The organism is Duganella sp. CT11-25, from assembly GCF_047302815.1.
GTDB lineage: Bacteria > Pseudomonadota > Gammaproteobacteria > Burkholderiales > Burkholderiaceae_D > Rugamonas.
The window spans coordinates 169,285-193,001 of record NZ_JBKBFD010000001.1 but is presented as its reverse complement, the minus strand read 5'-3'; the positions used below and the strand labels follow the sequence as shown (position 1 = coordinate 193,001).

20 protein-coding genes are annotated in these 23,717 nt (G+C 63.2%); 8 read left to right on the top strand and 12 right to left on the bottom strand.

The genetic code is table 11. From position 1 onward, the window contains the following. Positions 1–9 precede the first annotated feature (9 nt). The 4 genes from ACEN9F_RS00740 to ACEN9F_RS00725 form a co-directional block, all read right to left on the bottom strand. On the bottom strand, positions 10–465 hold the full coding sequence (locus ACEN9F_RS00740) for a YbaK/EbsC family protein (RefSeq protein ID WP_413416832.1): 456 nt from the start codon (positions 463–465) through the stop codon (positions 10–12). 55 nt (positions 466–520) lie between these two features. Continuing rightward, entirely contained in the window at positions 521–931 is a 411-nt protein-coding gene (locus ACEN9F_RS00735) for an RcnB family protein (protein ID WP_413416830.1), read from the bottom strand. A gap of 79 nt (positions 932–1,010) precedes the next feature. After that, positions 1,011–2,084: a DUF4272 domain-containing protein gene (locus tag ACEN9F_RS00730; RefSeq protein WP_413416828.1), complete on the bottom strand. Its 1,074-nt coding sequence runs from the start codon at positions 2,082–2,084 to the stop codon at positions 1,011–1,013. A 14-nt stretch (positions 2,085–2,098) separates the two neighbouring features. Then, positions 2,099–2,938 carry an aldo/keto reductase gene (locus ACEN9F_RS00725; RefSeq protein ID WP_413416826.1) on the bottom strand — a complete coding sequence of 280 codons (840 nt, stop codon included), beginning with the start codon at positions 2,936–2,938 and terminating at the stop codon, positions 2,099–2,101. 205 nt (positions 2,939–3,143) lie between these two features. Here ACEN9F_RS00725 and ACEN9F_RS00720 point away from each other — a divergent pair, with 205 nt between their 5' ends. Then, complete coding sequence (locus ACEN9F_RS00720; RefSeq protein ID WP_413416824.1) at positions 3,144–3,542, top strand: hypothetical protein; 399 nt, start codon at positions 3,144–3,146, stop codon at positions 3,540–3,542. Positions 3,543–3,553: 11 nt separating this feature from the next. Here the strand turns inward: ACEN9F_RS00720 and ACEN9F_RS00715 are convergent, their stop codons facing one another. The 6 genes from ACEN9F_RS00715 to ACEN9F_RS00690 form a co-directional block, all read right to left on the bottom strand. Continuing rightward, a complete protein-coding gene (locus tag ACEN9F_RS00715; protein ID WP_413416822.1) occupies positions 3,554–4,276 on the bottom strand; it encodes an ABC transporter ATP-binding protein in 723 nt (240 codons plus the stop codon). 12 nt (positions 4,277–4,288) lie between these two features. Continuing rightward, positions 4,289–6,238, bottom strand: a complete 1,950-nt coding sequence (locus ACEN9F_RS00710) for an ABC transporter permease subunit (protein WP_413416820.1) — start codon at positions 6,236–6,238, stop codon at positions 4,289–4,291. A gap of 3 nt (positions 6,239–6,241) precedes the next feature. Continuing rightward, positions 6,242–7,132 (bottom strand): branched-chain amino acid ABC transporter permease, encoded by an 891-nt coding sequence (locus tag ACEN9F_RS00705; RefSeq protein ID WP_413416818.1) that lies wholly within the window; start codon positions 7,130–7,132, stop codon positions 6,242–6,244. Between the two features lie 85 nt (positions 7,133–7,217). Then, the gene (locus ACEN9F_RS00700) at positions 7,218–8,375 is read right to left on the bottom strand and encodes an ABC transporter substrate-binding protein (RefSeq protein WP_413416816.1); all 1,158 of its coding nucleotides are present in this window, start codon (positions 8,373–8,375) and stop codon (positions 7,218–7,220) included. Between the two features lie 174 nt (positions 8,376–8,549). Then, complete coding sequence (locus ACEN9F_RS00695) at positions 8,550–9,083, bottom strand: tetratricopeptide repeat protein (RefSeq protein WP_413416814.1); 534 nt, start codon at positions 9,081–9,083, stop codon at positions 8,550–8,552. Continuing rightward, a complete protein-coding gene (locus tag ACEN9F_RS00690; protein WP_413416812.1) occupies positions 9,080–11,083 on the bottom strand; it encodes a bifunctional 2',3'-cyclic-nucleotide 2'-phosphodiesterase/3'-nucleotidase in 2,004 nt (667 codons plus the stop codon). Before ACEN9F_RS00690 ends, ACEN9F_RS00695 begins: the two co-directional genes overlap by 4 nt. A gap of 224 nt (positions 11,084–11,307) precedes the next feature. Here ACEN9F_RS00690 and prfB point away from each other — a divergent pair. The 4 genes from prfB to ACEN9F_RS00670 all read left to right on the top strand — a co-directional run bounded on the left by prfB (position 11,308) and on the right by ACEN9F_RS00670 (position 15,324). Further along, a protein-coding gene (gene prfB / locus ACEN9F_RS00685; protein ID WP_413416810.1) for a peptide chain release factor 2 occupies positions 11,308–12,412 on the top strand; the annotation gives its coding sequence in 2 pieces (ribosomal slippage) (positions 11,308–11,388 and positions 11,390–12,412; 1,104 coding nt in all). Beyond that, complete coding sequence (locus ACEN9F_RS00680) at positions 12,413–13,090, top strand: HAD family hydrolase (protein ID WP_413416809.1); 678 nt, start codon at positions 12,413–12,415, stop codon at positions 13,088–13,090. A gap of 25 nt (positions 13,091–13,115) precedes the next feature. Beyond that, positions 13,116–14,654, top strand: a complete 1,539-nt coding sequence (gene lysS, locus ACEN9F_RS00675) for a lysine--tRNA ligase (protein ID WP_413416807.1) — start codon at positions 13,116–13,118, stop codon at positions 14,652–14,654. Between the two features lie 67 nt (positions 14,655–14,721). Continuing rightward, a complete protein-coding gene (locus ACEN9F_RS00670; RefSeq protein WP_413416805.1) occupies positions 14,722–15,324 on the top strand; it encodes a hypothetical protein in 603 nt (200 codons plus the stop codon). 31 nt (positions 15,325–15,355) lie between these two features. Here the strand turns inward: ACEN9F_RS00670 and ppnN are convergent, their stop codons facing one another. Further along, on the bottom strand, positions 15,356–16,726 hold the full coding sequence (ppnN, locus tag ACEN9F_RS00665; RefSeq protein ID WP_413416803.1) for a nucleotide 5'-monophosphate nucleosidase PpnN: 1,371 nt from the start codon (positions 16,724–16,726) through the stop codon (positions 15,356–15,358). Between the two features lie 233 nt (positions 16,727–16,959). On the opposite strand from ppnN, the gene ACEN9F_RS00660 reads away from it, so the two are divergent. Together ACEN9F_RS00660 and ACEN9F_RS00655 are read left to right on the top strand one after the other, a co-directional pair. Then, complete coding sequence (locus tag ACEN9F_RS00660) at positions 16,960–18,459, top strand: peptide MFS transporter (RefSeq protein WP_413416801.1); 1,500 nt, start codon at positions 16,960–16,962, stop codon at positions 18,457–18,459. Positions 18,460–18,645: 186 nt separating this feature from the next. Beyond that, positions 18,646–19,731, top strand: coding sequence for an alpha/beta hydrolase (locus tag ACEN9F_RS00655; RefSeq protein ID WP_413416799.1), 1,086 nt, complete (start codon positions 18,646–18,648; stop codon positions 19,729–19,731). On the opposite strand, the gene glpD is transcribed toward ACEN9F_RS00655, so the two are convergent. After that, a complete protein-coding gene (gene glpD, locus ACEN9F_RS00650) occupies positions 19,728–21,269 on the bottom strand; it encodes a glycerol-3-phosphate dehydrogenase (RefSeq protein WP_413416797.1) in 1,542 nt (513 codons plus the stop codon). The genes ACEN9F_RS00655 and glpD overlap by 4 nt on opposite strands. A 104-nt stretch (positions 21,270–21,373) precedes the next feature. On the opposite strand from glpD, the gene ACEN9F_RS00645 reads away from it, so the two are divergent. After that, the gene (locus ACEN9F_RS00645; RefSeq protein ID WP_413416795.1) at positions 21,374–23,716 is read left to right on the top strand and encodes a penicillin-binding protein 1A; all 2,343 of its coding nucleotides are present in this window, start codon (positions 21,374–21,376) and stop codon (positions 23,714–23,716) included. The last annotated feature ends 1 nt before the right edge of the window (position 23,717 follow it).

The following is a 23,717-nucleotide window of genomic DNA, read 5'->3' as shown; positions in this document are numbered from 1 at the left end:
CCGCCTATCCTAGCAGACGTCGACCCACTCCCCAAGCGTGACGGAGGCCAGCATCGCCGGTGTGATGCGGATACAGCTGTTGACGGAACCTGCAGCAGGCAGCACCTCGTCGAAGCCGTTCAGCGATTTGTCGAGATAGACCGGCAGCGGCTGCGCCAGGCCGAACGGACACACGCCGCCGACCGGATGCCCTGTGGTCTCGGCCACTTCATCCGGAGGCAGCATCTTGCCCTTGCCGAAGGTGTCTTTGAATTTGCGGTTATCGATGCGCGCCACGCCGCTGGCAACCAGCAGGATCACGCGGCCTTCGGCCACGCGGAACGCCAGCGTCTTGGCGATGCGGCCAGGTTCGACGCCATGCGCTTCGGCCGCCAGCGCCACGGTAGCGGTGTTGGCTTCTGTTTCGATGATGGGGAGTTGGATGTCGCGGGAGAGGAAAAACTCACGTACGGATTGCAGGCTCATGGAATTTGCTGGACAGTTTTAACTGTCCAGCAGTGTAGCAGAGCCGCTGACTTGCTTAGTTACTGAGCAACAGGCTGGCGATGATGCCGGTGGCGACAGCGACCAGCACATAATCGCCGCCGGTCTGCACCCAATGGTAGCCGCGCGGCGGCGCGCTCAGACGGTGGCCGCGCCAGTCGTCGACCACATACTGGCGGCTGCGGTATTCGGCCGGCAGGCGGCCGCCCTTGCGCAGGTCGTGGCGCGGACCTGCGCCGCGGTCGCCACGGCCACGGTCGTCGCTGGCATGGTAATCGTTGCGGTCGTTGCGGCGCTCACCGCGATCGTGGTCGTCGCGGCGGTCGTCACGCTGATCGCCACGGCTCTTGTCATTGCCGCGATGGTTGCCACGGTCCTCGGCAGATGCTGCGCCCATCGCGCCCAGATAGGCTGCCAGTACGGCACCGATGATGATTTTCTTGTTCATGTCAGCTCCTTGAGTTGCGCTTCGATGGTCAAATATACTCCCTGCCGAAGCGCTGCTCTGTTCGCTACCGTACATTCGCTCATGTAGGCGTATCGACATCATCCCAGTCGCGTTCCTCGAAGCGCACCAGCCAGTTCAACGCATGGTGGCGCTCCTGCAGGACGCCATCGTTCAAGCCTGCCGGCGCCGGGGTCTTCTTCAGCAGCGCCTGGCGGGTGGCCCAATGCTGGCGGTAGTGCAGGTCCAGCGCGTCCAGGATTTCGGCCGCCGGCCGCATCGCCGGCTGCTTGCGCAAGCCTTCCGTTCCGCGCTCGATGGCGGTGCGCGAGATCGCCGACACGTCGCAGATCGCGTCGGCGAACGGCAGCGCGTCCTGCAGGCCCAGTGCCCACTGCAGCACCAGGATGGCCTCATAGCGCCACAGGAACTGGGTGATCTCCTGCTGCGTGGGCGCCTCTTGCGCCAGGAAGGCGCGCTCCGCGTCGGTCAAGCCGGCAAATGCCGGCGGAAAGCGTTTTTGCAGATCGGCGGCGGCGATAGCTTGCTCGCCCGTCAGCGACTCCGCGCGTATCGCCACCACGAACAAGGCCAGCATCCGTCGAAGGACATCCTCCGGCGCGCGCAAGCGCAGCTCCGGCTCGGAGACCAGCGGCGGCAGGTCCGCAGGCACAGCGATCTTGCGCCCGGCGAGTAGCGCATCGGTGCGCGCCTTGCGCTGCCAGGCCTGCTGCGGATACGGGACCACAGCCTGCGGATCGCCGTCGTCGGCGGATGCGGGCAAAAGAATGCGTCCCTGTGGATCGCGTACGCTGCCGTCCTCCATGAACACGATGGCGTTGGCCGTCTCCGCCCATGTGTGGAAGCTGGCCATTGCACCCTGCTCGACAGCCAGGCTCACATGCTGCCGCACGCGCTGGAGATGACGAATCACGTGGTAGCGCGTGCGCGTCATCTTGCCCGCGCCGGCTTCGGACAGATAGTTCATGAAACCATTCAGATGCGGCGGCAGTTCAGGATCGGACAGATCGCGCCGTCCATTCAGCACATGCGGAAAGTCGGGCTTGGGAGCGTCGGCGACCGTGCAGTAGGCGTTGATCAGGATATGGTTACTGGTGTCTTTCGGGGAGAACAGCTGTTTCAGTCGGTTTAGCATAAATTATTTACTATTTAACGCATGTCCAGCGCCCGGCGACGGCGCGGCGGTGGAAACGCTCGGTCCAGCGCCGCCAGGTCTTCCGCGGAGAGGCGGAAATCGGCGGCGGCGCGATTAGCGCGCAAGTGTACAGGATCGACGGCCTTGGGGATGGCGATCACGCCATCCTGATGCAGCACCCACGCCAGTGCGATCTGCGCCGGCGTGACGCCATGTGCGGCGGCGACTGCGTGCAGGCCGGGATTATCGATCAGCGCGGCCTGTTCGCGGCCGGTCGATTCCAGCGGTGAATAAGCCATCACCGGCATGCGCTGTTCACGGCACCACGGCAGCAAGTCGAACTCGATCCCGCGCTTCATCAGGTTATACAGCACCTGGTCGGTCGTCGGGGCACCGCAATCGACGGCGTCCTGCATGCCCTCCAGGTCGAAGTTACTGACGCCGTAGTCCTTGATCTTGCCGGCCTTCTTCAGCGCCTCGAAGGCATCGAAGGTCTCGTCGAGCGCGAAGGGGCCGGGCCAGTGCAGCAGATAGAGATCGATGCAATCGACCTTCAAGCGGCGCAGGCTGCGTTCGCAAGCCGCCTGCGCGCCATCGAAGCTGGCGTTGTGCGGATAGACCTTGGTGACCAGATAAACCTCGTCGCGCCGGCTGGCGATCGCCTCGCCGACAACCAGCTCCGCCCCGCCCTCGCCGTACATTTCGGCGGTATCGATCAAGGTCATGCCCAGATCGAGGCCCAGCTGCAGGGCGCGGACCTCATCCCGCTTGCGCCCCGCCTCCTCGCCCATGTTCCAGGTCCCCTGCCCCAGCGCCGGCACCACAGTCCCGGAAGGAAAATTCACGGTCTTCATTATTACGCCCTTTCAATGGTGTCAGTGCCGACATTCGGACAAAATTGAACTTAATTGAGGCAGCACAGCCATGCATGCGCATCCAAAGATAGTATATCTGGATGAACCGCCCTCTCAGAATCGAATTCGCAGGCGCCGTCTACCATGTAACGTCGCGAGGCGATCGCCAAACCGCTATCTTTCGGGACGATATCGATCGGACCGCATGGATGGCGACGCTCACGCTGGTACGCGCGCGCTACAATTTTGTACTCCATGGTTTCTGCCTGATGACAAATCACTACCATCTCGTTCTGGAGACGATCAGAACCTCCAGCATCAGTTGATACTTGGCGACGAAGCGTTTATCGCCAGTGCCCAAGCCATGGTGCCCGAGAGCGATCTCGCGGCAGTTTCCAAAGCGCAGCGTCGCGCGGTCAACCTAACCTTGGCAGAATATGACGCCCTCTACCCAAAACGCGATGAAACAATGGCATGCGCCTACCGCTCCACCGCCTATACGATGGAGCAGATAGCCGTTTATTTTCACGTCTCAGCCAAAACAGTAAGCAGAGCGGTCAAGCGCCTCGAGACAGATCAGCCCGTGTCCGAATGTCGGCACTGACACCGGGGGTGTTAGTGGCCGCCGCCGAGGTAGGCGGCGATGACTTTGGGGTCGGTCTTCAGGCTGTCGGCCGGGCCGTGGACGGAGATGCTGCCGTTTTCCAGGACGTAGCCGTAGTCGGCGACGTTGAGCGCGGCGGCGGCGAATTGCTCGACCAGCAGCATCGTGACGCCCTCCGATTTCAGCCGCGTAATGATGCGGAACACTTCTTCCACCAGGATGGGCGCCAGGCCCATCGACGGTTCGTCCAGCAGGATCACCTCCGGATTCAGCATGACGGCGCGCGCCATCGCCAGCATCTGCTGCTCGCCACCCGACAGCGTGCCGGCCAACTGCCCTTGCCGCTCCTTCAAACGCGGGAACAGTTCCAGCGCCTTTTCCAAGTCGTGCTTGATGTCGCCCTTGGGCCGCGCGCGCGTGAAGCGCGGGAAGGCGCCCAGCAGCAGGTTGTCCGTCACCGTCATCGAGGCGAAGACGCGCCGCCCTTCGGGCGAATGCGCCAGCCCCGCCCGCGCGATCTTGTGCGAGTCGACGCCGGTGATGTCCTTGCCGTCCAGCGTGACCTTGCCGCCTTTCGGCTTGATCATGCCGGAGATGGCGCGCATGGTGGTGGTCTTGCCGGCGCCGTTGGAGCCGATCAGCGTGACCAGCTTGCCCTTCGGGACTTCCAGCGAGATGCCGTGCAGGACTTCGACTTTGCCGTAGGCCGCGTGCAGATTGGAGATCGATAGCATGTGCTGTCCTCTTTAATGCGCCGCTGGCGCCGTGGTACCACCGTGTGCTTCGCTGCTGCCGCCCAGGTAGGCTTCGATCACCTTCGGATCGCACTGCACCGCCGATGGCACGCCTTCGCATATCTTCTGGCCGAAGTCCAGCACCGTGACGGTGTCGGACAAGGCCATCACTACATCCATGTGGTGCTCGATCAGGATGATGGTGATGCCGTGGTCGCGGATCTTGCGGATGATGGCCATCAGCTCCTTGATGTCCGGCGCGGTCAGACCGGCCGCAGGTTCGTCGAGCAGCAGCAGGCGCGGACTGAGACCCAGCGCGCGGCCGATCTCCAGCAAGCGCTGCTTGCCGTACGGGAGATTGCGCGCTTCCTCGTTGGCCATCGCCGACAGGCCGACAAACTCCAGGATGCTGGCGGCGCGTTCGCGCGCGGCGCGCTCTTCACGCTTGTAGCGCGGCGTTTGCAGCATCACGTCCAGCACGTTCGATTTGAAGGTGTTGTGCAGGCCGACCAGCACATTCTCCGTGGCCGTCATCTCGCCGAACAGCTGCACGTTCTGGAAGGTGCGCGCGACGCCGCCCAGCGCGATCTGCGACGGCGTGCGGCCGGAAATCACGGCGCCCGCAAACGATACCTTGCCGTCGGTCGGCTTGTAGATCCCGGTCAGCACGTTCATCATCGTGCTCTTGCCCGAGCCGTTGGGGCCGATCAGTCCATGCACCGAGCCTTGCAGCACATTCAGGTTGACCTGGTTGAGCGCCTTCAGTCCGCCGAACTGCATCAGGATCTGGTCGACATCGAGCAGCGTCTCGCCGGCCTTGCCGCCTTCCGCATGCGCGAACGGTTCGACACCGGTGGCCTCCACCGACTTGGTATGCGCCGCGGCTTTGCCCATCAGGCTAAACAGGAAGCCGACAATCCCGTCCTGCAGGTAGTAGACCACGAACAGCGTCATCAAACCGAACACGGTCAGGCGCCAGTCGACGATGTTTTCGAGCTTGTAGGAGAAGGCCGCCATGCCGATGGTGGCGATCAGCGGCACCAGCACATCGCGCGGCGTCGAGCGTTTTTTCGCCAGCATGAAGGCCGAGCCGATCACACCCAGCACCGCCGCGGCGACGGCGATCTTGCGGAACAGTTCAATATCCGCCAGCAGGCTTGGCAGCATCACCACGATCATCGCGCCGATCAACGAACCGGAACGGGTCTTGCGGCCACCCATGATCACCGCCAGCAGGAACAAAATGGTCAACTCGAAGTTGTAGGTGTTCGGCGAGATGTATTCTTCCGAATATGCATACAGGCTGCCCGCCAGGCCGGCAAAGCCGGCGCTGATGATGAAGGCGTACACCTTGTAGCGATACACCGAGACGCCCATGCAATCCGAGGCGATCGGGCTGTCGCGCAGCGCTTCGAAGGCGCGGCCCAGGTTCGATTTCAAGATCCGGTGCACCACGATCAGCGAGATCACCATCAACGCGGCGACCATGTAGTAGTAGTGCACTTCGCTGAGCTTCTGCCCGAAGATCACCGGCTTGGAGATCTTCAGTCCCATCGGCCCTTCGGTGAGGAAGGTCATCTCGTTGATCAGGATCTGGATGATGGTGCCGAAGGCCAGCGTCACCATCGCCAGGTACGGGCCTGTCACGCGCAAAGCCGGCAGCGCCAGGATGGCGCCGAACACCGCGGCGCCGAAGACGCTGGCCGGGATCGCGATCCAGAACGGCGCGCCCAGCTTGAACACCATCACGCCGGTGGCGTACGAGCCGATGCCGAACAGGCCCGCGTGGCCCAGCGACACCTGCCCCGTGTAGCCGACCACGATGTCCAGGCCGAACAGCAGGATCGCGTAGATCAGGATCGTTTCAAACAAATGGATGTAGTACGGGTTCGGGATCAGCACCGGATACAACACCAGCACCGCCAGTCCCAGGATGCTCGCAGCCAGGATTTTCTTATTCATGGATCAGACCTTTTTGATGGCGGCTTTGCCGAACAGGCCGGACGGCTTGATCGCCAGTACCAGCAGGAGCAGCAGCAATCCCGGCACTTCCTTGTAGCCGGTCGAGATGTAGTAGCCGGTGGTGGTCTCGGCGATACCCAGTATCAGTCCGCCGACGATGGCGCCGACGCCCGAGGTCAGGCCGCCGATGATCGCCACCGCGAACGCCTTCAGGCCGAGCGAGGCGCCCATGGTGGCGCCGGTCAGCGTCAGCGGCGCCACCAGCACGCCGGCAAACGCCGCCGTGGCCGACGACAGCGCATACGAGAACGTGATCACCACGCCGGTGTTGATCCCCATCAGGCCCGCCGCGTCGCGGTCGTTGGAGGTGGCCACCACCGCCTTGCCGTAGATCGATTTGCGGTTGAAGATCTCGACCGCCGCCATCATGGCCAGCGCGCCGACCACCACCGCCACCTGCATCGGCTGCACGTTGGCGCCCAGGATCTGGAACGGCGTGGAGTCCAACGGCGAAGGGAATGTCAGGTCGTCCTTGCCCCAGATATTCTCGGCGACGTTCTTGAATATGATCGCCAGCGCGATGGTCGACATGATCCAGCCGAATTCGGACTTGATCTTGATCGCCGGCCGCACGCCTATCCATTCGACGAACATGCCCTGCAGCGCCCCGAACACGAGCACCAGCGGAATCATCAACAGGTAGCTCATGTAAGGCCCGCCGTGGATGGTGCCGACCAGGCTGAGGCCGACCAGCGCGCCGAGCATCAGCGATTCGCCCTGCCCGAAGTTCAGTGTGCCGGAGGTGGCGAACGTGAGCTGGTAGCCGAAAGCGATGACGGCGTAGATCATGCCGAGCGCGATGCCGCTGAAGACCAGTTGCAAGAGGATTTCCATGATTTCACCTTTTACTGCGGACGACAAGAAAATGGCCAGGCTTGAATCATCAAGTCTGGCCAGTACTAGGACAGGACGCGCGGCCTTACTTGGCCAGGGTGACTTTGCCGTCCTTGACTTCACCGAAGACGGTGATATCGGCGGTGATCGCCTCGTGGTCGTCCTTGGAGTAAGGCTTGCTATAGGTCGTGACGACGCCCTCGACCTTCTCGGTCAGGTTTTCCAGCGCGGCTTTGACTTTCGGGCCGTCCGTCGAACCAGCCTGCTTGAAGGCGGCGGCCAGCAGATAGATCGAATCGTAGCCCTGCGCGGCGGACACCGGCGACGGCATGCGGCCGCCCGGCGGGTTGTAGGCCTTCACGTAAGCGTCGATGAAGGTCTTGCGCTTGGGCGTGTTCGGATCCTGGATGAAGGTTTGCGGCATGCGGGTGCCGTTGCCGTTCTTGCCGGCGTTGTCGATGAAGTTCGCCATCGACAGCGTCCAGCTGCCGATCAGCGGCACTTTCCAGCCCAGTTTTTCCATGCCGTTGGCGATCTGCGCCAGCTCGGGACCGATGCCGTAGGTGAGCACCACTTCGGCGCCGGCCTGCTTGGCCTTCAACAGCTGGGCCGTCATGTCGACGTCCTTCAGGTTGTACTTCTCGGTGGCGACGGCCTTCAGGCTCTTTTCAGCCAGCGCTTTTTCCAGGTCTTCACGGCCCAACTGGCCGTAGTTGGTGGAGTCGGCCAGGATCGCGACCTTCTTGAACTTGCGATTGTCGACCGCTTCCTTGACGATCATGTGCGACTGGATCTGGTCATTGGCGGAGTTGCGGAAGATGTAGTTCTCCGGCTGGTCGGCGAACTGTTTGGTGATGATGGAGCCGGTGGCGACGTTGTTCATGACCGGGATCTTGGCTTCCTGGTAGAAGCGCTGCGAAGCCAGCGCGACGCCGGTATTGATGTAGCCGACGGTGGCGGCGACCTTTTCCTTGTTGATCAGCTCCTGGGCGATCTGCACGCCGCGTTCGTTCTTTGCCTCGTCGTCGCGTTCGATCAGCTGGATCTGGCGACCGAGCACACCGCCCTTGGCGTTGATCTCCGCCACCGCCAGCTTGACGCCGTCGCGCATCGACACGCCCATCGGCGCGGAACCGCCGGTGAACGGACCGGCGACGCCGATCTTGATGGGGTCAGCCGCCTGGGAGGAAGCCGCGAAACCGAGTGCCAGACCTGCAACGAGCAATTTCAACTTGAAATTCATGTGTCATCTCCTGTGTTACAACGTTTTTTTAGTAGTCGTACGCTGGATAGTCGCCCCATCGATGAAACATTGTAGGGTAGTGCAACGGCAGCAGCAACAGATAGATGTGCGGCATCGCAGCAAGCGCAAAGGCCCGCCGGCATGTAAGCATGCAGTAAGGATTGCTTGGACGGATTACATCGACGGCGCGCGTTTCGCCAGCGCCCGGTTGGCGAAGCGCATCTGCGTTTCGGCCAGCGCCTCGTTGCGGTCGAAGCCCATCGAGCCGTCGCGCAGGCCGATCGCCATGGCCATCACCGCCTCAGGATACTCCAGGTCGGCGGCTTTTTCTATCAGGCGGCGCGCGGCCTGCTCATCGCGCTTGACGCCGTCGCCGCTGAGATACAGATTGGCCAACGCAAACATTGCCGCCGGCATTTGGCGGTTGGCCGCGAACTGCAGCCAGTGGGCGGCGGCCTTGGCGTCGCGCGCCACGGCCATGCCGTTCTTGTACATCATGCCCAGGTAGTAGGCCGCCATCGGATCGCCGGCCTTGGCGGCGCCGCTGAACAGCTGGAAGGCCTTGGGCAGGTTGGCGGGCGTGCGCTCGGAGCCGCGCAGGCACTTGCGCGCCTCCTCGACCGGACTGAGCGCAGGGGCGGCCGCGGCCGTCGCCCCCGCCGCCAGCAGCAAAGCCGCCATCATCGTCCGCACGCGCGCGCCCATCATAGCGACAAATCGATGGCGTACAGGGCAAAGCCCTTGCCGCCGCCATCGTCCTGTTTAAGCTGGGTGACGGACGTGAGCCCCGCCTCCCGCGCCAGTTCGAGCATGCCGGGCGCCGAGTGGAACACCACCACGCCCTTGGTCGCCACCGGCGCGAAACGCCAGCTGCGGGTCGCGCCGTTCCGCGCGCGGGTCAGATTCCTGGTCTCGCGGATGTAGGCGATCAGCACATCGCGGCTGGAGTCAGGCGCGGCCAGCACGGTCTTGCCGCCGTCCAGGCCGGGAAAACCGCCGCCGCCGCCGGCCCGGTAGTTGTTGGTCGCGACCAGGAATTCCTGCGTCGGCGCCATCGCTGCACCTTTGTAGTGCAAGGCGGCGATGCGCTGGCCGGCCGGCTTGGTCACGTCGATCTGGTAGCTGACGTCGGCGCTGGTCAGCATGTCGAAGTTATAGCCGGCGAAGGCGGTGTTGACCAGCTCCTGCTGCGCGCCGCTGGCCGGGTCGATGCGGTTGAAGCGCTCGGCGGCTTTTTCCAGCCAGGCTTTCAGGCCGGCGCCGTCGATCTTCACCGCGTGCAGCGCATTCGGATACAGGTACAGGTCGGCGGCGTTGTTCAGCGCCAGTCCGCCGGCCTTGACGTCCGTGTAGTCGCCCACGCCGGCCGATCCGGTCTTGAACGGCGACGCCATCGACAGCACCGGCAGGCCGGCATACTGTGGCAAGCTGGCCTTGACGTAGTCGCGCACGTAAGCGGCCTGCGCCTGGTTGACCAGCTCGATCGCGCTGACGTCGCCGACATCGGCGAAATACGACGTCATGCGGAACCCGCTGCTGCCGAGCGGCGTTTTTACATAGCGGATGGTGGCCGCATGCTCGTCCGCGACCAGCGCGGCGATGGCGGGATCGGCGGCGACGTAGCTGCGGTCGGCGTTCTGCGTGCCGCGCGCCTCGACCGTGGTGCGGCTCTTGTCGATGACCCAGGCCTTGCCGTCATATTTCAGATGCAGGCCGATCACACCCAGGTGCTTGCCCCACAGGTTGGCCATCACGGCGGGCACGCCCTGCACCGTGCCTTTGACCTTGTCCACGCCCGGCAGGTTGAAGCCCGGGGCGGTGCTGGCGGCGTTCGGGAACGGCAGGTGCGCGTGGCCGATCAGCATCGCGTCCACGCCCGGCACCTGCGCCAGGTAGTAATTGGCGTTTTCCATCTGCGGCGTGTACGGCGCGCCGTCGATGCCGCCATGCGAAATGGCAACCACGATGTCCGCCCCCTGCGCGCGCATCTGCGGGATGTATTTCTCGGCCGCTTCGCGCACGCCCTCGGCGTAGACCTTGCCGTCCAGCCAGCGCTTGTCCCACGACAGCACGCCGGGCGGCGCGAAGCCGATGATGCCGACCTTGATGCTCGCCTTGAGCGGCTTGCCATCCGGCCCGGTGGCGCCGATCTCGCGCGTCAGGATGCGGAACGGCTCGAACAGCGGCCGCTTCGTCTTCAGGCTGTAGATATTCGCCAGCACGATGGGGAAAGCCGGTCCGGCGCAGCGCGGCGCGTCGGCCGGCACGCCGTCGACGTCGAAGCGGCTGCCGGTGACCTGGCTCAGATAGGCCAGGCCGTAATTGAATTCATGATTGCCGATGCCGGCGCCGTCCACGCCCAGCTGGTTCATGGCCTTGTAGATGGCCAGCGTCTCGCCGCAAGCGACCGGCTTGACCAGCGCCTGGTAGTCGGCCAGCGCCGTGCCCTGCAGGGCGTCGCCGTTGTCGAGCAGCAAATTATTGGGAAATTCGGCGCGCGCCTGCCTGATCAGCGTCGCGGTGCGCTCCAGGCCGATCGAGGGATCGGCTTGCAGCTTGTAATAGTCATAACTCAGCACATTGGCGTGCAGGTCGGTCGTCTCCAGCAGCGCCAGCGTGGCCTCGGCGCCGAGCGGCGGCACCTTGCCCTGCGGCAGGCTGGAGCAGCCGATCAGCAAAGTGGGCAACGCAATGAACGCTAAACGCATGGGTAGGCTATGTATATAGTTGCAATTTTTAGGGCAACGGACCGGTGCGCAACATCATACGCAGCGGATTTCTTCGCATCAAGCTACTTAAGGCATAAGGGCGATATTTTACACATTTTATGGCAAAAATGACAGTATTTTGACGCTGCCGCGCGGCACTGGGAGACGGTAGCCGCTTACGGTATAATCCGAGGTTTGATTTCAGCCTAAGAAAAGAAGAAAACATGGAAGCCGAACGCATCAACGCCCTCTCCGCCCTGCTCGCCGACCTGACCGCGCGCGAAGCCGAACTTCGGAGGTATCTTTGACTTCGATAAAAAGTCAGAGAAACTCGAGCAAGTAAACGAAGAACTGGAAGACCCGACCGTCTGGAACGACCCTAAAAAGGCGCAGGACCTCGGCAAGGAGAAGAAATCCCTGGAAGCGATCGTGTTCGCGCTGACCAAGGCCGACACCGACCTCAAGGACATGGGCGACCTGTTCGCCATGGCCAAGGAAGAAGGCGACGACGACACGCTGGAAGCGCTGATCGTCGACGCCGAAGACGTGCGCGTGGTCATCGAAGGCATGGAATTCCGCCGGATGTTCAACAATCCGATGGACCCGAACAACTGCTTCATCGATATCCAGGCCGGCGCCGGCGGCACCGAGGCCCAGGACTGGGCGTCCATGCTGCTGCGCCAGTACCTGCGCTACGCCGACCGCAAAGGCTTCAAGGTCGAGATCATGGAGCAGTCCGACGGCGAGGTGGCCGGCATCAAGACCGCGACCATCAAGGTCGAGGGCGAGTACGCCTACGGCTTCCTGCGCACCGAGACCGGCGTCCACCGCCTGGTGCGCAAGTCGCCGTTCGACTCGGCCAACGGCCGCCACACCTCGTTCACGTCGCTGTTCGTGTACCCGGAAGTGGATGACTCGATCGACATCGAGATCAACCCCGCCGACCTGCGCATCGATACCTACCGCGCATCCGGCGCCGGTGGTCAGCACATCAACAAAACCGACTCCGCGGTGCGCCTGACCCACGGCCCGTCCGGCATCGTCGTGCAGTGCCAGAACGACCGCTCGCAACACCGCAACAAGGCCGAGGCGATGGAAATGCTGAAGGCGAAGCTGTACGAGATGGAACTGCGCAAGCGCATGAGCGAGCAGCAGAAGCTGGAAGACTCCAAGACCGACGTCGGCTGGGGCCACCAGATCCGCTCCTATGTGCTGGACCAGTCGCGCATCAAGGACCTGCGCACCAACTTCGAGACCGGCAACACCAAGGGCGTGCTGGACGGCGACCTGGACGATTTCATCTCCGCATCGCTCAAACAAGGCGTATAAATGACTTCAGCATCGCAGCGCGCGTTCATCTTCGACATGGACGGCACCATCGTCGACAACATGGCCTTCCACACCAAATCGTGGCTGGCCTTCTTCGAGCGCCGTGGCCACACCATCGACGCCGATGAATTCTTCCGCACCACGGCAGGACGCCAGGGCCATGAGATCATGAGCACCTACATGGGCAAGCCGATGACCAAGGAAGAAAGCGCCGCGCTCGATTTTGAGAAGGAATCGCTGTACCGCGAACTGTACGCGCCGCACCTGGCGGCGGTGGACGGCTTCGTCGAATTCATCGCCCGCGCCAAAAGCGCCGGCGTCAAGCTGGCCGTGGCCACCGCCGCGCCGAACGAGAACATCGACTTCACGCTGGACGGCCTGGACCTGCGCAAGGAGTTCGACGCCATCGCCGGCGCCGCCGACGTCGCGCGCGGCAAGCCGAACCCGGACGTGTTCCTGCTGGCGGCCGAGCGCGCAGGCGCCTTGCCGCAAAACAGCATCGTGTTCGAAGACGCGCCGCTGGGCGTGGAAGCGGCGCGCCGCGCCGGCATGCGCGCGGTGGTGCTGACCACCACCCTGCCGGCCGAAGCGTTTGCCGAATTCGACAACGTCATCGCCGTCGTGCGCGACTTCAGCGAGCTGGATGTGGAAGAACTCTTCGCGTCCGCCACCAACTAATCATCACCTCAACTAGAAACAGACCATGACTACGGATCTTCAAGAACAAGCAGGCAACGCCGCACCGGCGGACGAAAACAAGATCATCGCCGAGCGCCGCGCCAAGCTGGCCGCCATCCGCGAACAAGGCGTCGCCTTCCCGAACGACTTCAAGCCACAGCACAAGGCCGCCGACCTGCACGCGCAATACGGCGAGAAGTCGCGCGAGGAGCTGGAAGCCGCGCCGGTCACCGTGGTGCTGGCGGGCCGCATGATGCTGAAGCGCGAAGCCGGCAAGAAGGCCGCTTTCGCCACGCTGCAGGATGCATCCGGCCCGAAAGCCGACGGCCGCATCCAGATCTACGCCACGCTGGACCTGACCGGCGAAGCCGCCATGGCCGCGCTGCACCACTACGACCTGGGCGACATCCTGGGCGTGGCCGGCACGCTGTTCAAGACCAAGACCGATGAGCTGACCATCAAGGTCACCGAACTACGCCTGATCACCAAGTCGCTGCGCCCGCTGCCGGACAAGTTCCACGGCCTGGCCGACCAGGAAACCAAGTACCGCCAGCGCTACGTCGACCTGATCATGAACGAAGAGACGCGCCGCACCTTCAAGGCGCGTACCGCCGCGATCTCGTCGATGCGCCGCTTCATGGAAAAGAACGAGTTCATGGAAGTGGAAACGCCGATGCTGCACGCCATCCCTGGCGGCGCCGCGGCCAAGCCGTTCATCACCCACCACAACGCGCTGGACATGCAGATGTTCCTGCGTATCGCGCCCGAGCTGTACCTGAAGCGCCTGGTGGTCGGCGGCTTCGACCGCGTGTTCGAGATCAACCGCAACTTCCGCAACGAAGGCGTGTCGGTCCGTCACAACCCAGAATTCACGATGATGGAATTCTACGCGGCGTACACCGACTACCACTGGCTGATGGACTTCACCGAAGCCATCATCCGCCAGGCCGCCATCGACGCCCACGGCACCGCGACGCTGACCTACGGCGGCCGCGAGCTGGATCTGGCCAAGCCGTTCCATCGCCTGACCATCGTCGAAGCGATCAACAAGTACGCGCCGGGCTACACGCCGGAGCAGCTGGGCGACGTTGAATTCATCAAGAAGGAACTGCTGAAGTTCGGCGTCAAGCCGTTCGCCACCGCGGGCCTGGGCGCGCTGCAACTGGCGCTGTTCGAAGAAACCGCCGAAGCGCAGCTGTGGGAACCGACCTACATCATCGACTATCCGGTCGAAGTGTCGCCGCTGGCACGCGCTTCCGATACCCGCGAAGGCATCACCGAGCGCTTCGAACTGTTCATGGTCGGCCGCGAGATCGCCAACGGCTTCTCCGAGCTGAACGACGCGGAAGACCAGTCGGCCCGCTTCCTGTCGCAGGTGGCGGCCAAGGACGCCGGCGATGAAGAGGCGATGTTCTACGACGCCGACTACATCCGCGCGCTGGAATACGGCATGCCGCCGGCCGGCGGTTGCGGCATCGGCATCGACCGCCTGATGATGATCATCACCGATTCGCCGAACATCCGCGACGTGCTGCTATTCCCGCACCTGCGCCGCGAAGAGTAATCACAACGCACAAGCCGCTCAACCGAGCGGCTTTTTTTTGGATGCACCACACACCCCGGGAGGCGCCATGCTTTTTCTGCTGGGTTTATGCATACTGTGCCTGGTGTTTTTTGCAGCCCAGCCCAGCCGGGCATCAAACAAGAGGCGTTTCTGGCTAGTCGTCGGTGGCGGATATATCGTTTGGGGCCTTTTAAGCATATTCATGGGCATGCCGGAAGCGTTGATACTAGGGCTTCTGCTTGCTTTCACACGCGTGAAACAGCTCCCTTTCCTCTATGTGCCATTGGTGGCAGGCTTTACGGCGCTGATCGCGTTGACATTTTTTTTGCGCCGATACGCTCTCCAAATCGCGCGCAAGAAAAACGCACCTTTTTTTCTCGCCATCCTCTTGAACGCCGCATTTATCCTGGTGACGGTACTGATGGCCAACATCAAGGCAAACCAGGAAATCAGCGCCGCGGCGCAAGCCTTCAAACCGGTCTGCCTGCAGCAGATGACGTTTATTCAGTCGCTGAGCCACTCCCAGGAGAGCTCACACTCCTTTTATCCGCACGCCATCCTGCGCACGGCGGACGGCAGCCAATATTATTGGAGCTACCGGGACAGGGAATTCTTCAAGGGGAACGACAAGCTTGATCCGAACCTCCCCTGTGAAAAACCCAGCACCTGAGCTTCCAGCTCCAGGCACTGGCGCACTGCAACTATTGAATGACGCGGTAGCACGGCGTGTAGGCCTTGCCCGCCAGCTTCATGCGATGCTGGACCACGAATGACGCCAGCAGCGCGTCCATCGGCCCCATGATCTTCTTGTCGCCGTGGATCTCGAAATGGCCGTATTTCTCGATCGCGCGGATGCCTTCGTCCTTGACGTTGCCGGCAACGACGCCGGAAAACGCCCGCCGCAGATTGGCCGCCAGCAGGTGCACTTCCTGGTTCTTGTGCAGGCTCAGGTTGCGCATGTTCTCGTGCGTCGGCGCGAACGGCTTCTGGAATTCCTGGTCGATCTTCAGGCCCCAATTGTAGTAGTAGGCGTCGCTGCGCGACTTGCGGAACTCGCGCACCTGCTTGATCCCGGCCTGCATCTCGCGCGCCACCAGTTCAGGATCGTCGATGATGATCTTGTAGCGCTGCTGCGCCTCCGGCCCCAGCGTATCGTGGATGAACTGGTTGATCTGCACGAAGTACTCGCGCGAGGTCTCGGGGCCCGTGAACACCAGCGGGAACGGGATCTCCGCGTTATCCGGATGCAGCAGGATGCCCAGGATGTAGAGGATCTCCTCGGCCGTGCCGGCGCCGCCGGGGAACACGACGATGCCGTGCCCCGTGCGCACGAACGCTTCCAGGCGCTTCTCGATGTCCGGCATGATGACCAGCTCATTGACGATCGGGTTCGGCGACTCGGCCGCGATGATGCCCGGTTCGGAAATGCCCAGGTAGCGCCCCTTGTGCAAGCGCTGCTTGGCGTGGCCGATGGTGGCGCCCTTCATCGGGCCCTTCATCGCGCCGGGGCCGCAGCCGGTGCAGATATCCAGGTCGCGCAGGCCCATTTGGTAGCCGACTTCCTTCGAGTAGTTATACTCGGCGCGGTTGATCGAATGTCCCCCCCAGCACACCACCAGGTTCGGGTTCAGCATCGGCTTCAGCACGCCGGCGTTGCGCAGGATGTGGAACACGGAGTCGGTGATGCCTTCGGTCTTGGCCAGGTCGAACTTCGGATTGTCGGTGACCTCGTTGCTGACGAAAACGATATCCCGCAGCACCGCGAACAGGTGCTCGTGGATCCCCTTGATCATTTTGCCGTCGACGAAAGCGATCGCCGGCGCCCCCTTGATATCGAGCTTGATGCCGCGCTCGCGCTGGACAATGCTGATTTCAAACGATTGATAGCGTTCCAGCAGCTCCTTTCCATCGTCGATCGTGCTGCCGCAATTGAGCACGGCCAATGCGCAATTGCGGAAAATGTTATAGAGACCGCCCTGGCTAGTGTCGAGCAGCTTGTTCACTTCCGCCTTCGAAAGGATCTCCAACTGTCCTTCGGGCGAAATCAGGGTATCGACAACGTCATGTTCCATGATGCGTAAATCCTTATTCATGTTTCTGAGAGCCTGCAGTGCCAATATACGACAACTCGGCCGTTTTTGGGCCGGAGAATGCGTGTGCTATTTATTAGCACAAATGACACATCTTTGCAGGGGAGGCATCAAAAAGTGCGTCGAGATCGATTTGTAGATTAAAATGGCGCGCAATTTGGCTCCTCACGAGGGAAGCCAATCCCTTTTGAACATAAAAATTTAGGAGAAACCGCATGAGCGGTGCTACCACCACCAACACGGAAGTCGCTATTCCCGAATTCAAGCAGATCATGGGCCACCCTGCTCCGCTGTGGATGTTGTTCATGACCGAATTCTGGGAGCGCTTCGCGTTCTACGGCATACGCTGGGCCCTGGTGCTCTACGTCGTCGCACAATTCTATGACGGTAACCCCACCGGCGAATCCCACGCCAACCTGATTTACGGCTCCTACCTCGCGCTGGTGTACGCCGCCGCGCTGTTCGGCGGCTATGTCGCCGACCGCGTGCTGGGCTACCAGCGTTCGATCCTGGTCGGCGCCTCCTTCATGGCGGCCGGCTTGTTCCTGATCGCCTTCCCCAACCAGACCGTGTTCCAGATTGGCCTGGCCACCATCATCGTCGGTAACGGCATGTTCAAGCCGAACATCTCGACCATGGTCGGCAAGCTGTATAGCACCGCCGATACGCGCCGCGATTCCGGCTTTACGATTTTTTACATGGGCATCAACTCCGGCGCGCTGGTCGCACCGGTGCTGACCGAGTGGCTCGCTTCGGCCATCTTCGGCACCGACGGCATGCCGGCTTACAAAGTCGTGTTCATGTCGGCCGGCGTCGGCATGCTGATTAGCCTGGCGTGGTTCTACATCGGCCGCCGCAACCTGAAAGGCATCGGCGCACCGGATGCGCAGAACGCCGATCCCAAGCGCCTGCTGTACGTGGTACTGGGCTCGCTGTGCGTGATTCCGGTGGTGTACTTCCTGCTGGCCGCCGGCGCGCAAAGCCTGCAGGTCGTGCTGTCGGTGCTGTTCATCCTGCTGTCGGTGATGCTGATGGTCGAAGGCATCAAGAATGGCAAGGTCGCCCGCGACAAGGTGATCGCCATGCTGCTGATCTTCTTCTTCAACATCATGTTCTGGTGCTTCTTCGAGCAGGCGGGCAGCTCGTTCACCTTCCTGGCCGATAAGATCATCGACCGCGAAATGTTCAACTGGACCTTCCCTGTGGCGTGGTTCCAGACCGTGAACTCGCTGGCGATCATCGCCTTCGCGCCGCTGATCGCCTTCATCTGGGTCGCGCTGCGCAGCAAGAATCCATCGATTCCGCGCAAGTTCGGCCTGGGCCTGCTGTTCAACGGCGCCGCCTTCGGCCTGTTGATGTACGCGCTGTCGATGCTGGTCAATATCGACAACAAGATCCCGTTCTGGACCCTGTTCATGGTCTACGTGCTGCAATCGATTGGTGAGCTGTGCCTGTCGCCGATCGGCCTGTCGATGGTGACCAAGCTGGCGCCTACGCGCCTGGTCGGCCTGGGCATGGGCGGCTGGTTCCTGTCGACCGGTATCGGCAACAACCTGTCGGGCATCTTCGCCTCGCACCTCAGCGGCGAAACCGGCATGTCGGTGACCTCCGCGCTGTCGGGCTACACCACCGGCTTCTATTCGCTGATGGCCGGCGGCGTGATCCTGTTCCTGATCGCTCCACTGATCCAGAAGTTGATGCACGGCGTGAAGTAAGCCTGAAAAGAGCGGTAATATGAACGGCAGCCTGGGGCTGCCGTTTTTATTGGATGCGACAAACCGGCGCAGCAAACATGATTTTCTACCGCAGTGCCGATCCCCCGCGAGCCAGATCGCCTTGTGCGCCATGTGGCGCGCATGGGTGCGACAATGGCTCTCGATTTCTCTCTCGGGACCTCCTTTATGAAACCAGGCGCACTGCTTGTCGCCACCATCCTGTCGATGGCGACGGGCGTCACGCTATCGCAGGGACTGCCGCCGCGGCCCGATCCGGCCATGCGGCAGGTGCTCGATGCGCTGGCGTCGCTGGGCGGCCGGCCGCTGGAGACATTGACGCCGGATGAGGCGCGCCGGCAGCCCACCACCGCCGACGCGGTCCACAAGCTACTGCGCGCCGCCGGCAAGGGTGACGCCCCCGCGCCCAATGTCACGCTGGCGCCGCTGCAGATCGACGGGCCGCTGGGCAAGATTCCCTTATATGCCTACACGCCCGCCGACGCCGGCAAAGACCAGCTGTTGCCGGTGCTGCTGTACTTCCATGGCGGCGGTTTCGTCCTCGGCGGAACGCTGGCCTACGAAGCATCGATACGCGCACTGGCCGTCCGCTCGGGCGCCATCGTGGTCTCGGTCGAATATCATCAGGCGCCGGAACACAAGTATCCGGCCGCGCCCAACGACGCCTATGCCGCCTACCGGTGGGTGCTGGAGCATGCCGCCGAATTCAACGGCGACGCCAGCCGGGTCGCGGTGGGCGGCGAAGGCGCGGGCGGCACGCTGGCCGCCGTCGTGGCCCAGATGGCGCGCGACAAGCGCGAAACGGCGCCTGTGCACCAACTGCTGATCTACCCCATCCTCAACGACAATATGGAGACGCCGTCCTACCGCGCGCACGCGCTGGCGAGACCGCTGGGCAAGGCGGCGATGGCCTGGTATCTCACCCACTACACCGCCGCCCCCAACGACGCCGACCAGGCCTATGCGATGCCCGCCAAGGCCGCGACCTTGCGGCGCCTGCCCCCGGCCACCATCATCACGGCCGCCATCGATCCGCTGGCGAGCGAAGGACGCGCCTACGCCTACCGGCTGCAAAAAGATGGCATCGCAGTGAGCTTCAAGGAGTACGCGGGTGTGACCCACGATTTCTTCGGCATGGGAGCGGTGCTGCCTGCGGCGCGGGAGGCGCAGGAATTCGCCGGCGACCGCCTGAAGCGCGCGCTGCGTCCACGCACCCCGCCGTCCAGGCCTGCCCCACTGACGGGATTGCGCTAACGGCTACCCGATTGCATGGGATGGCCGTCCAGCCAGGCCTGCAAACTGTCCGCGGCGCCCGCCCCCAGATGCAGGCCAAGCTTGGAGCGGCGCCACAAGATGTCCTGCGCGGTGCGCGCCCATTCGTAGCGGCGCAGATAATCCACTTCCACCGCGTACAGGCCGGGCAGCACTTCCTCGCCCATGTCCGCCAGTTCGCGCCGTTCGGCCAGCAGCGTATGGATGCGCGTGCCGTAGGCGCGCACATAGCGGCACAGCACCGGCGCCGGAATCCAGCCATAGCGGTTGCGCATGTCGCCGACCCAGCCGTCGAACTGCAGCACCGACTTGTTTTGCGGCTCGGCGCCGAACAGATCGCCGCCCGGCAGGCAGGCGTCGTGGGTCCAGCCGCCGTGGCGGTTGTCGAGGGATTTGGCGATCAAGTCGACCGCTTCCTCGGCCAGCTTGCGGAAGGTGGTGATCTTGCCGCCGAAGACGCTGAGCATGGGCGCGCCGTCGCTGTCGACCTCCAGCCGGTAGTCGCGCGTGACGGCCTTGGCGTCCGCGCCATCCTCCACCAGCGGGCGCACGCCGGAATAGGTCCACACCACGTCGGCCGGCACGATGGGGTTGACGAAGTATTCGCTGGCCAGCTTGCACAGGTAGGCGATTTCGTCCTCGCTGATGGCGACCTGGTTGGCGTCGCCGTGATAATCGAGATCGGTGGTGCCGATCAGCGTGAAGTCGCGCTCATACGGAATCGCGAACACGATGCGGCCGTCGCGGTGCTGGAAGATGTAGGCGTTGTCGTGTTCGAAGATGCGCTTGACGATGATATGGCTGCCCTTGATCAGGCGCAGGTGGCCGCCGCCCTCCTTCGGCACCGCCTTGTGCAGGAAGTCCGCCGTCCACGGCCCGGCCGCGTTGACGACGTAGCGCGCGTTGACGCGGATATCGCCGCAGCCGGTCTTGTGCAGGTCCGCCTCCCAGCCGCCCGGCTTGCGCACCAGCGCGGTGCACAAGGTCTGGGTCAGGATGGTGGCGCCCTTTTCGCAGGCGTCGATCGCGTTCAGTACCACCAGCCGCGCATCGTCGACCCAGCCGTCCGAATAGATAAAACCGCGCTTGAACTCCGGCTTGAGCGGGCGGCCGGCCGCATGGCAGCGCAGGTTGACGCCGGCCGATGCCGGCAGCAGTTCGCGCTTGGCCAGCAGGTCGTACAGCATCAGCCCCGCGCGGATCAGCAGCGCCGGGCGCTGGCCCGGCGCGTGCGGCATCACGAAGCGCAAGGGCCACATGATGTGCGGCGCGGCGCGCAGCAGCACTTCGCGCTCGATCAGCGCCTTGCGCACCAGGTTGAATTCGTAGTATTCCAGATAACGCAGGCCGCCGTGTATCAGCTTGGTCGACGCCGACGAGGTATGCGACGCCAGGTCGTCCTTCTCGCACAACACCACCGACAGTCCCCGCCCCGCCGCGTCGCGCGCTATCCCGGCGCCGTTGATGCCGCCGCCCACGATCAGGACATCGCAATCGAGTATGTGCTGCGGTTCCGCCATTTGATCCCTTTGGAGCTGTATACCTGTACGTTACGACAAGTGACGGCAAGTAACAATAGGCATGCTCTATAATCGGCGATACTGTTGCAACCGAGAGATGCATTTTGACAACCTCAAGCTTCCCCAGCCTCGCCAAGTGGCTGACCCGCCGTAATCTCATCCGTGCCGCGATCGGCACCGGCGCCGCCGCGCTGGTGGCCGGCGGCCTGCTGCTGGCCTACCTGCTGCTGTACGTGGCGCCCAACCTGCCGGCGCTCGACACCATCACCGACTACCGGCCCAAGATCCCGCTGCGCATCTACACCGCCGACAACGCCCTGATCGGCGAGTTCGGCGAGGAGCACCGCGACTTCATCGCCATCAAGGACATGCCGGAGATGATGAAGAAGTCCGTGCTGGCGATCGAAGACAAGCGCTTTTATGAGCATAATGGCATCGACTGGGTGCGCGCCATGGGCGCCGCGCGCGCCAACCTGGGCGGCGCGATGCGCCAGGGCGGCTCGACCATCACCATGCAGGTGGCGCGCAACTTCTTCCTGACGCGCGAGAAATTCTACGGCCGCAAGATGAATGAAGTCATGCTGGCCATGAAGATCGAGGCGGCGCTGAGCAAGGACCAGATCCTTGAGCTGTACATGAATCAGATCTACCTGGGCCAGCGCTCATACGGCTTCGGCAGCGCCGCGCAGGTCTATTTCGGCAAACAGCTGAAGGACTTGAGCATCGCCGAGATGGCGATGCTGGCCGGCCTGCCGCAGAATCCGGCGCGTCACAATCCGGCGGTCAATCCCAAGCGCGCCAAGCAACGCCAGCGCGTGGTGCTGAAGTCCATGCGCGACCTCGATTACATCACCGAAGACCAGTACCAGAAGGCGCTGAAAGAGACGCTGCACGTCAGCCACAAGGGCCAGGAGTTCGACACCCACGCCGAGTACGTGGCCGAACTGGCGCGCCAGGTGGTGTTCGCGCAGTTCAAGGAAGAGTCGTACACCAAGGGCATCAGCGTCTACACCACCATCCTCAAGGCCGACCAGAACGCGGCCTATGAATCGGTGCGCCGCAATGTGCTGAACTACGATCAGCGCCACGGCTATCGCGGTCCGGAAGCCTTCATCACGCTGCCGGCCGGCGAGGAAGAGCGCGACGACGCCATCGAGGAAGCGCTGCAAAAACGTCCGGGCAGCGACCGCCTGATTCCGGCCGTGGTGCTGGAAGCGGGCCCCAAGGCCGTCAAGGTGCAGGATCCATTCGGCGAAGAGATCACCATCAGCGGCGACGGCCTGCGCCTGGCGGCCAACGCGCTGTCGGACAAGGCCAAGGACAACGTGCGCCTGCGTCCCGGCGCGGTGATCCGCATCATGCAGGGCGACAAGAAAGCCTGGGCCATTTCGCAAGTGCCGCAGGTGGCGGCGGCCTTCGTGTCGATCGACTCGCTGACCGGCGGCTATCACGCGATGGTCGGCGGCTTCGACTACAACCTGCAGAAGTTCAACCACGTCACGCAAGCCTGGCGCCAGCCCGGCTCCTCGATCAAGCCGTTCGTGTATTCGGCGGCGCTGGAAAAAGGCTTCTCGCCGCTGACCATCATCAACGACGTGCCGCTCGACCTGACCGGCGCCGAAACCGGCAACGAAGCCTGGAGCCCGAAAAACGACGACGGCAAGTTCGACGGTCCGATCACCATGCGCACCGCGCTGTCCGAATCGAAGAACGTGGCTTCGGTGCGCATCCTGCGCTCGATCACCGTGCCTTACGCGCACAACTACCTCGGCAAGTTCGGCTTCGACCTGGCCAAGCATCCGAAGAACCTGACCATGGCGCTGGGCACCGGCTCGGTCACGCCGGCGCAGCTGGCCGGCGCGTACTCGGTGTTCGCCAACGGCGGCTATACGGTGGAGCCTTACCTGATCGCCAAGATCGTCGACGGCGATGGCAAGGTCATTTCCGAGGTCAAGCCGCGCACCACGCTGCCGGACGACGCCCGCGTGCTCGATCCGCGCAACGCCTTCGTCACCGACAGCCTGCTGCGCCAGGTGACGCGCACCGGCACCGGCGCCAGCGCCGCGCGCCTGGGCCGCTCGGACATCGCCGGCAAGACCGGCACCTCCAGCGACGCCGTCGACGGCTGGTTCGCCGGCTACGGCGGCGGCATCGTCGCGGTGTCGTGGATGGGTTATGACGATTCGCGCTCGCTGGGCGGCAAGGAGTTCGGCTCCAGCGTGGCGCTGCCGATCTGGATCGACTACATGAAGGTGGCGCTGCAGAGCCGTCCGGCGCGCGATATGCAGGTGCCGGTCGGCCTGACGCAGGTGGACGGCGAATGGCTGTACGATGAATTCACCGGCGATGCCGCGCGCCACTCGCTGGATATGGAAGACACGCCGCCGGGCGCGGAGAACGTGGCGCCGGTGCCGACCGGCGCGCCGCAGCAGCCGCCGGCGCAGTAAA

Excerpts from the sequence above, each read along its gene's own strand:
- ACEN9F_RS00740 (WP_413416832.1), bottom strand. The coding sequence starts at position 465 with ATGAGCCTGCAATCCGTACGTGAGTTTTTCCTCTCCCGCGACATCCAA.
- ACEN9F_RS00735 (WP_413416830.1), bottom strand. The coding sequence starts at position 931 with ATGAACAAGAAAATCATCATCGGTGCCGTACTGGCAGCCTATCTGGGC.
- ACEN9F_RS00730 (WP_413416828.1), bottom strand. The coding sequence starts at position 2,084 with ATGCTAAACCGACTGAAACAGCTGTTCTCCCCGAAAGACACCAGTAAC.
- ACEN9F_RS00725 (WP_413416826.1), bottom strand. The coding sequence starts at position 2,938 with ATGAAGACCGTGAATTTTCCTTCCGGGACTGTGGTGCCGGCGCTGGGG.
- ACEN9F_RS00720 (WP_413416824.1), top strand. The coding sequence starts at position 3,144 with ATGGATGGCGACGCTCACGCTGGTACGCGCGCGCTACAATTTTGTACT.
- ACEN9F_RS00715 (WP_413416822.1), bottom strand. The coding sequence starts at position 4,276 with ATGCTATCGATCTCCAATCTGCACGCGGCCTACGGCAAAGTCGAAGTC.
- ACEN9F_RS00710 (WP_413416820.1), bottom strand. The coding sequence starts at position 6,238 with ATGAATAAGAAAATCCTGGCTGCGAGCATCCTGGGACTGGCGGTGCTG.
- ACEN9F_RS00705 (WP_413416818.1), bottom strand. The coding sequence starts at position 7,132 with ATGGAAATCCTCTTGCAACTGGTCTTCAGCGGCATCGCGCTCGGCATG.
- ACEN9F_RS00700 (WP_413416816.1), bottom strand. The coding sequence starts at position 8,375 with ATGAATTTCAAGTTGAAATTGCTCGTTGCAGGTCTGGCACTCGGTTTC.
- ACEN9F_RS00695 (WP_413416814.1), bottom strand. The coding sequence starts at position 9,083 with ATGATGGGCGCGCGCGTGCGGACGATGATGGCGGCTTTGCTGCTGGCG.
- ACEN9F_RS00690 (WP_413416812.1), bottom strand. The coding sequence starts at position 11,083 with ATGCGTTTAGCGTTCATTGCGTTGCCCACTTTGCTGATCGGCTGCTCC.
- ACEN9F_RS00680 (WP_413416809.1), top strand. The coding sequence starts at position 12,413 with ATGACTTCAGCATCGCAGCGCGCGTTCATCTTCGACATGGACGGCACC.
- lysS (WP_413416807.1), top strand. The coding sequence starts at position 13,116 with ATGACTACGGATCTTCAAGAACAAGCAGGCAACGCCGCACCGGCGGAC.
- ACEN9F_RS00670 (WP_413416805.1), top strand. The coding sequence starts at position 14,722 with ATGCTTTTTCTGCTGGGTTTATGCATACTGTGCCTGGTGTTTTTTGCA.
- ppnN (WP_413416803.1), bottom strand. The coding sequence starts at position 16,726 with ATGGAACATGACGTTGTCGATACCCTGATTTCGCCCGAAGGACAGTTG.
- ACEN9F_RS00660 (WP_413416801.1), top strand. The coding sequence starts at position 16,960 with ATGAGCGGTGCTACCACCACCAACACGGAAGTCGCTATTCCCGAATTC.
- ACEN9F_RS00655 (WP_413416799.1), top strand. The coding sequence starts at position 18,646 with ATGAAACCAGGCGCACTGCTTGTCGCCACCATCCTGTCGATGGCGACG.
- glpD (WP_413416797.1), bottom strand. The coding sequence starts at position 21,269 with ATGGCGGAACCGCAGCACATACTCGATTGCGATGTCCTGATCGTGGGC.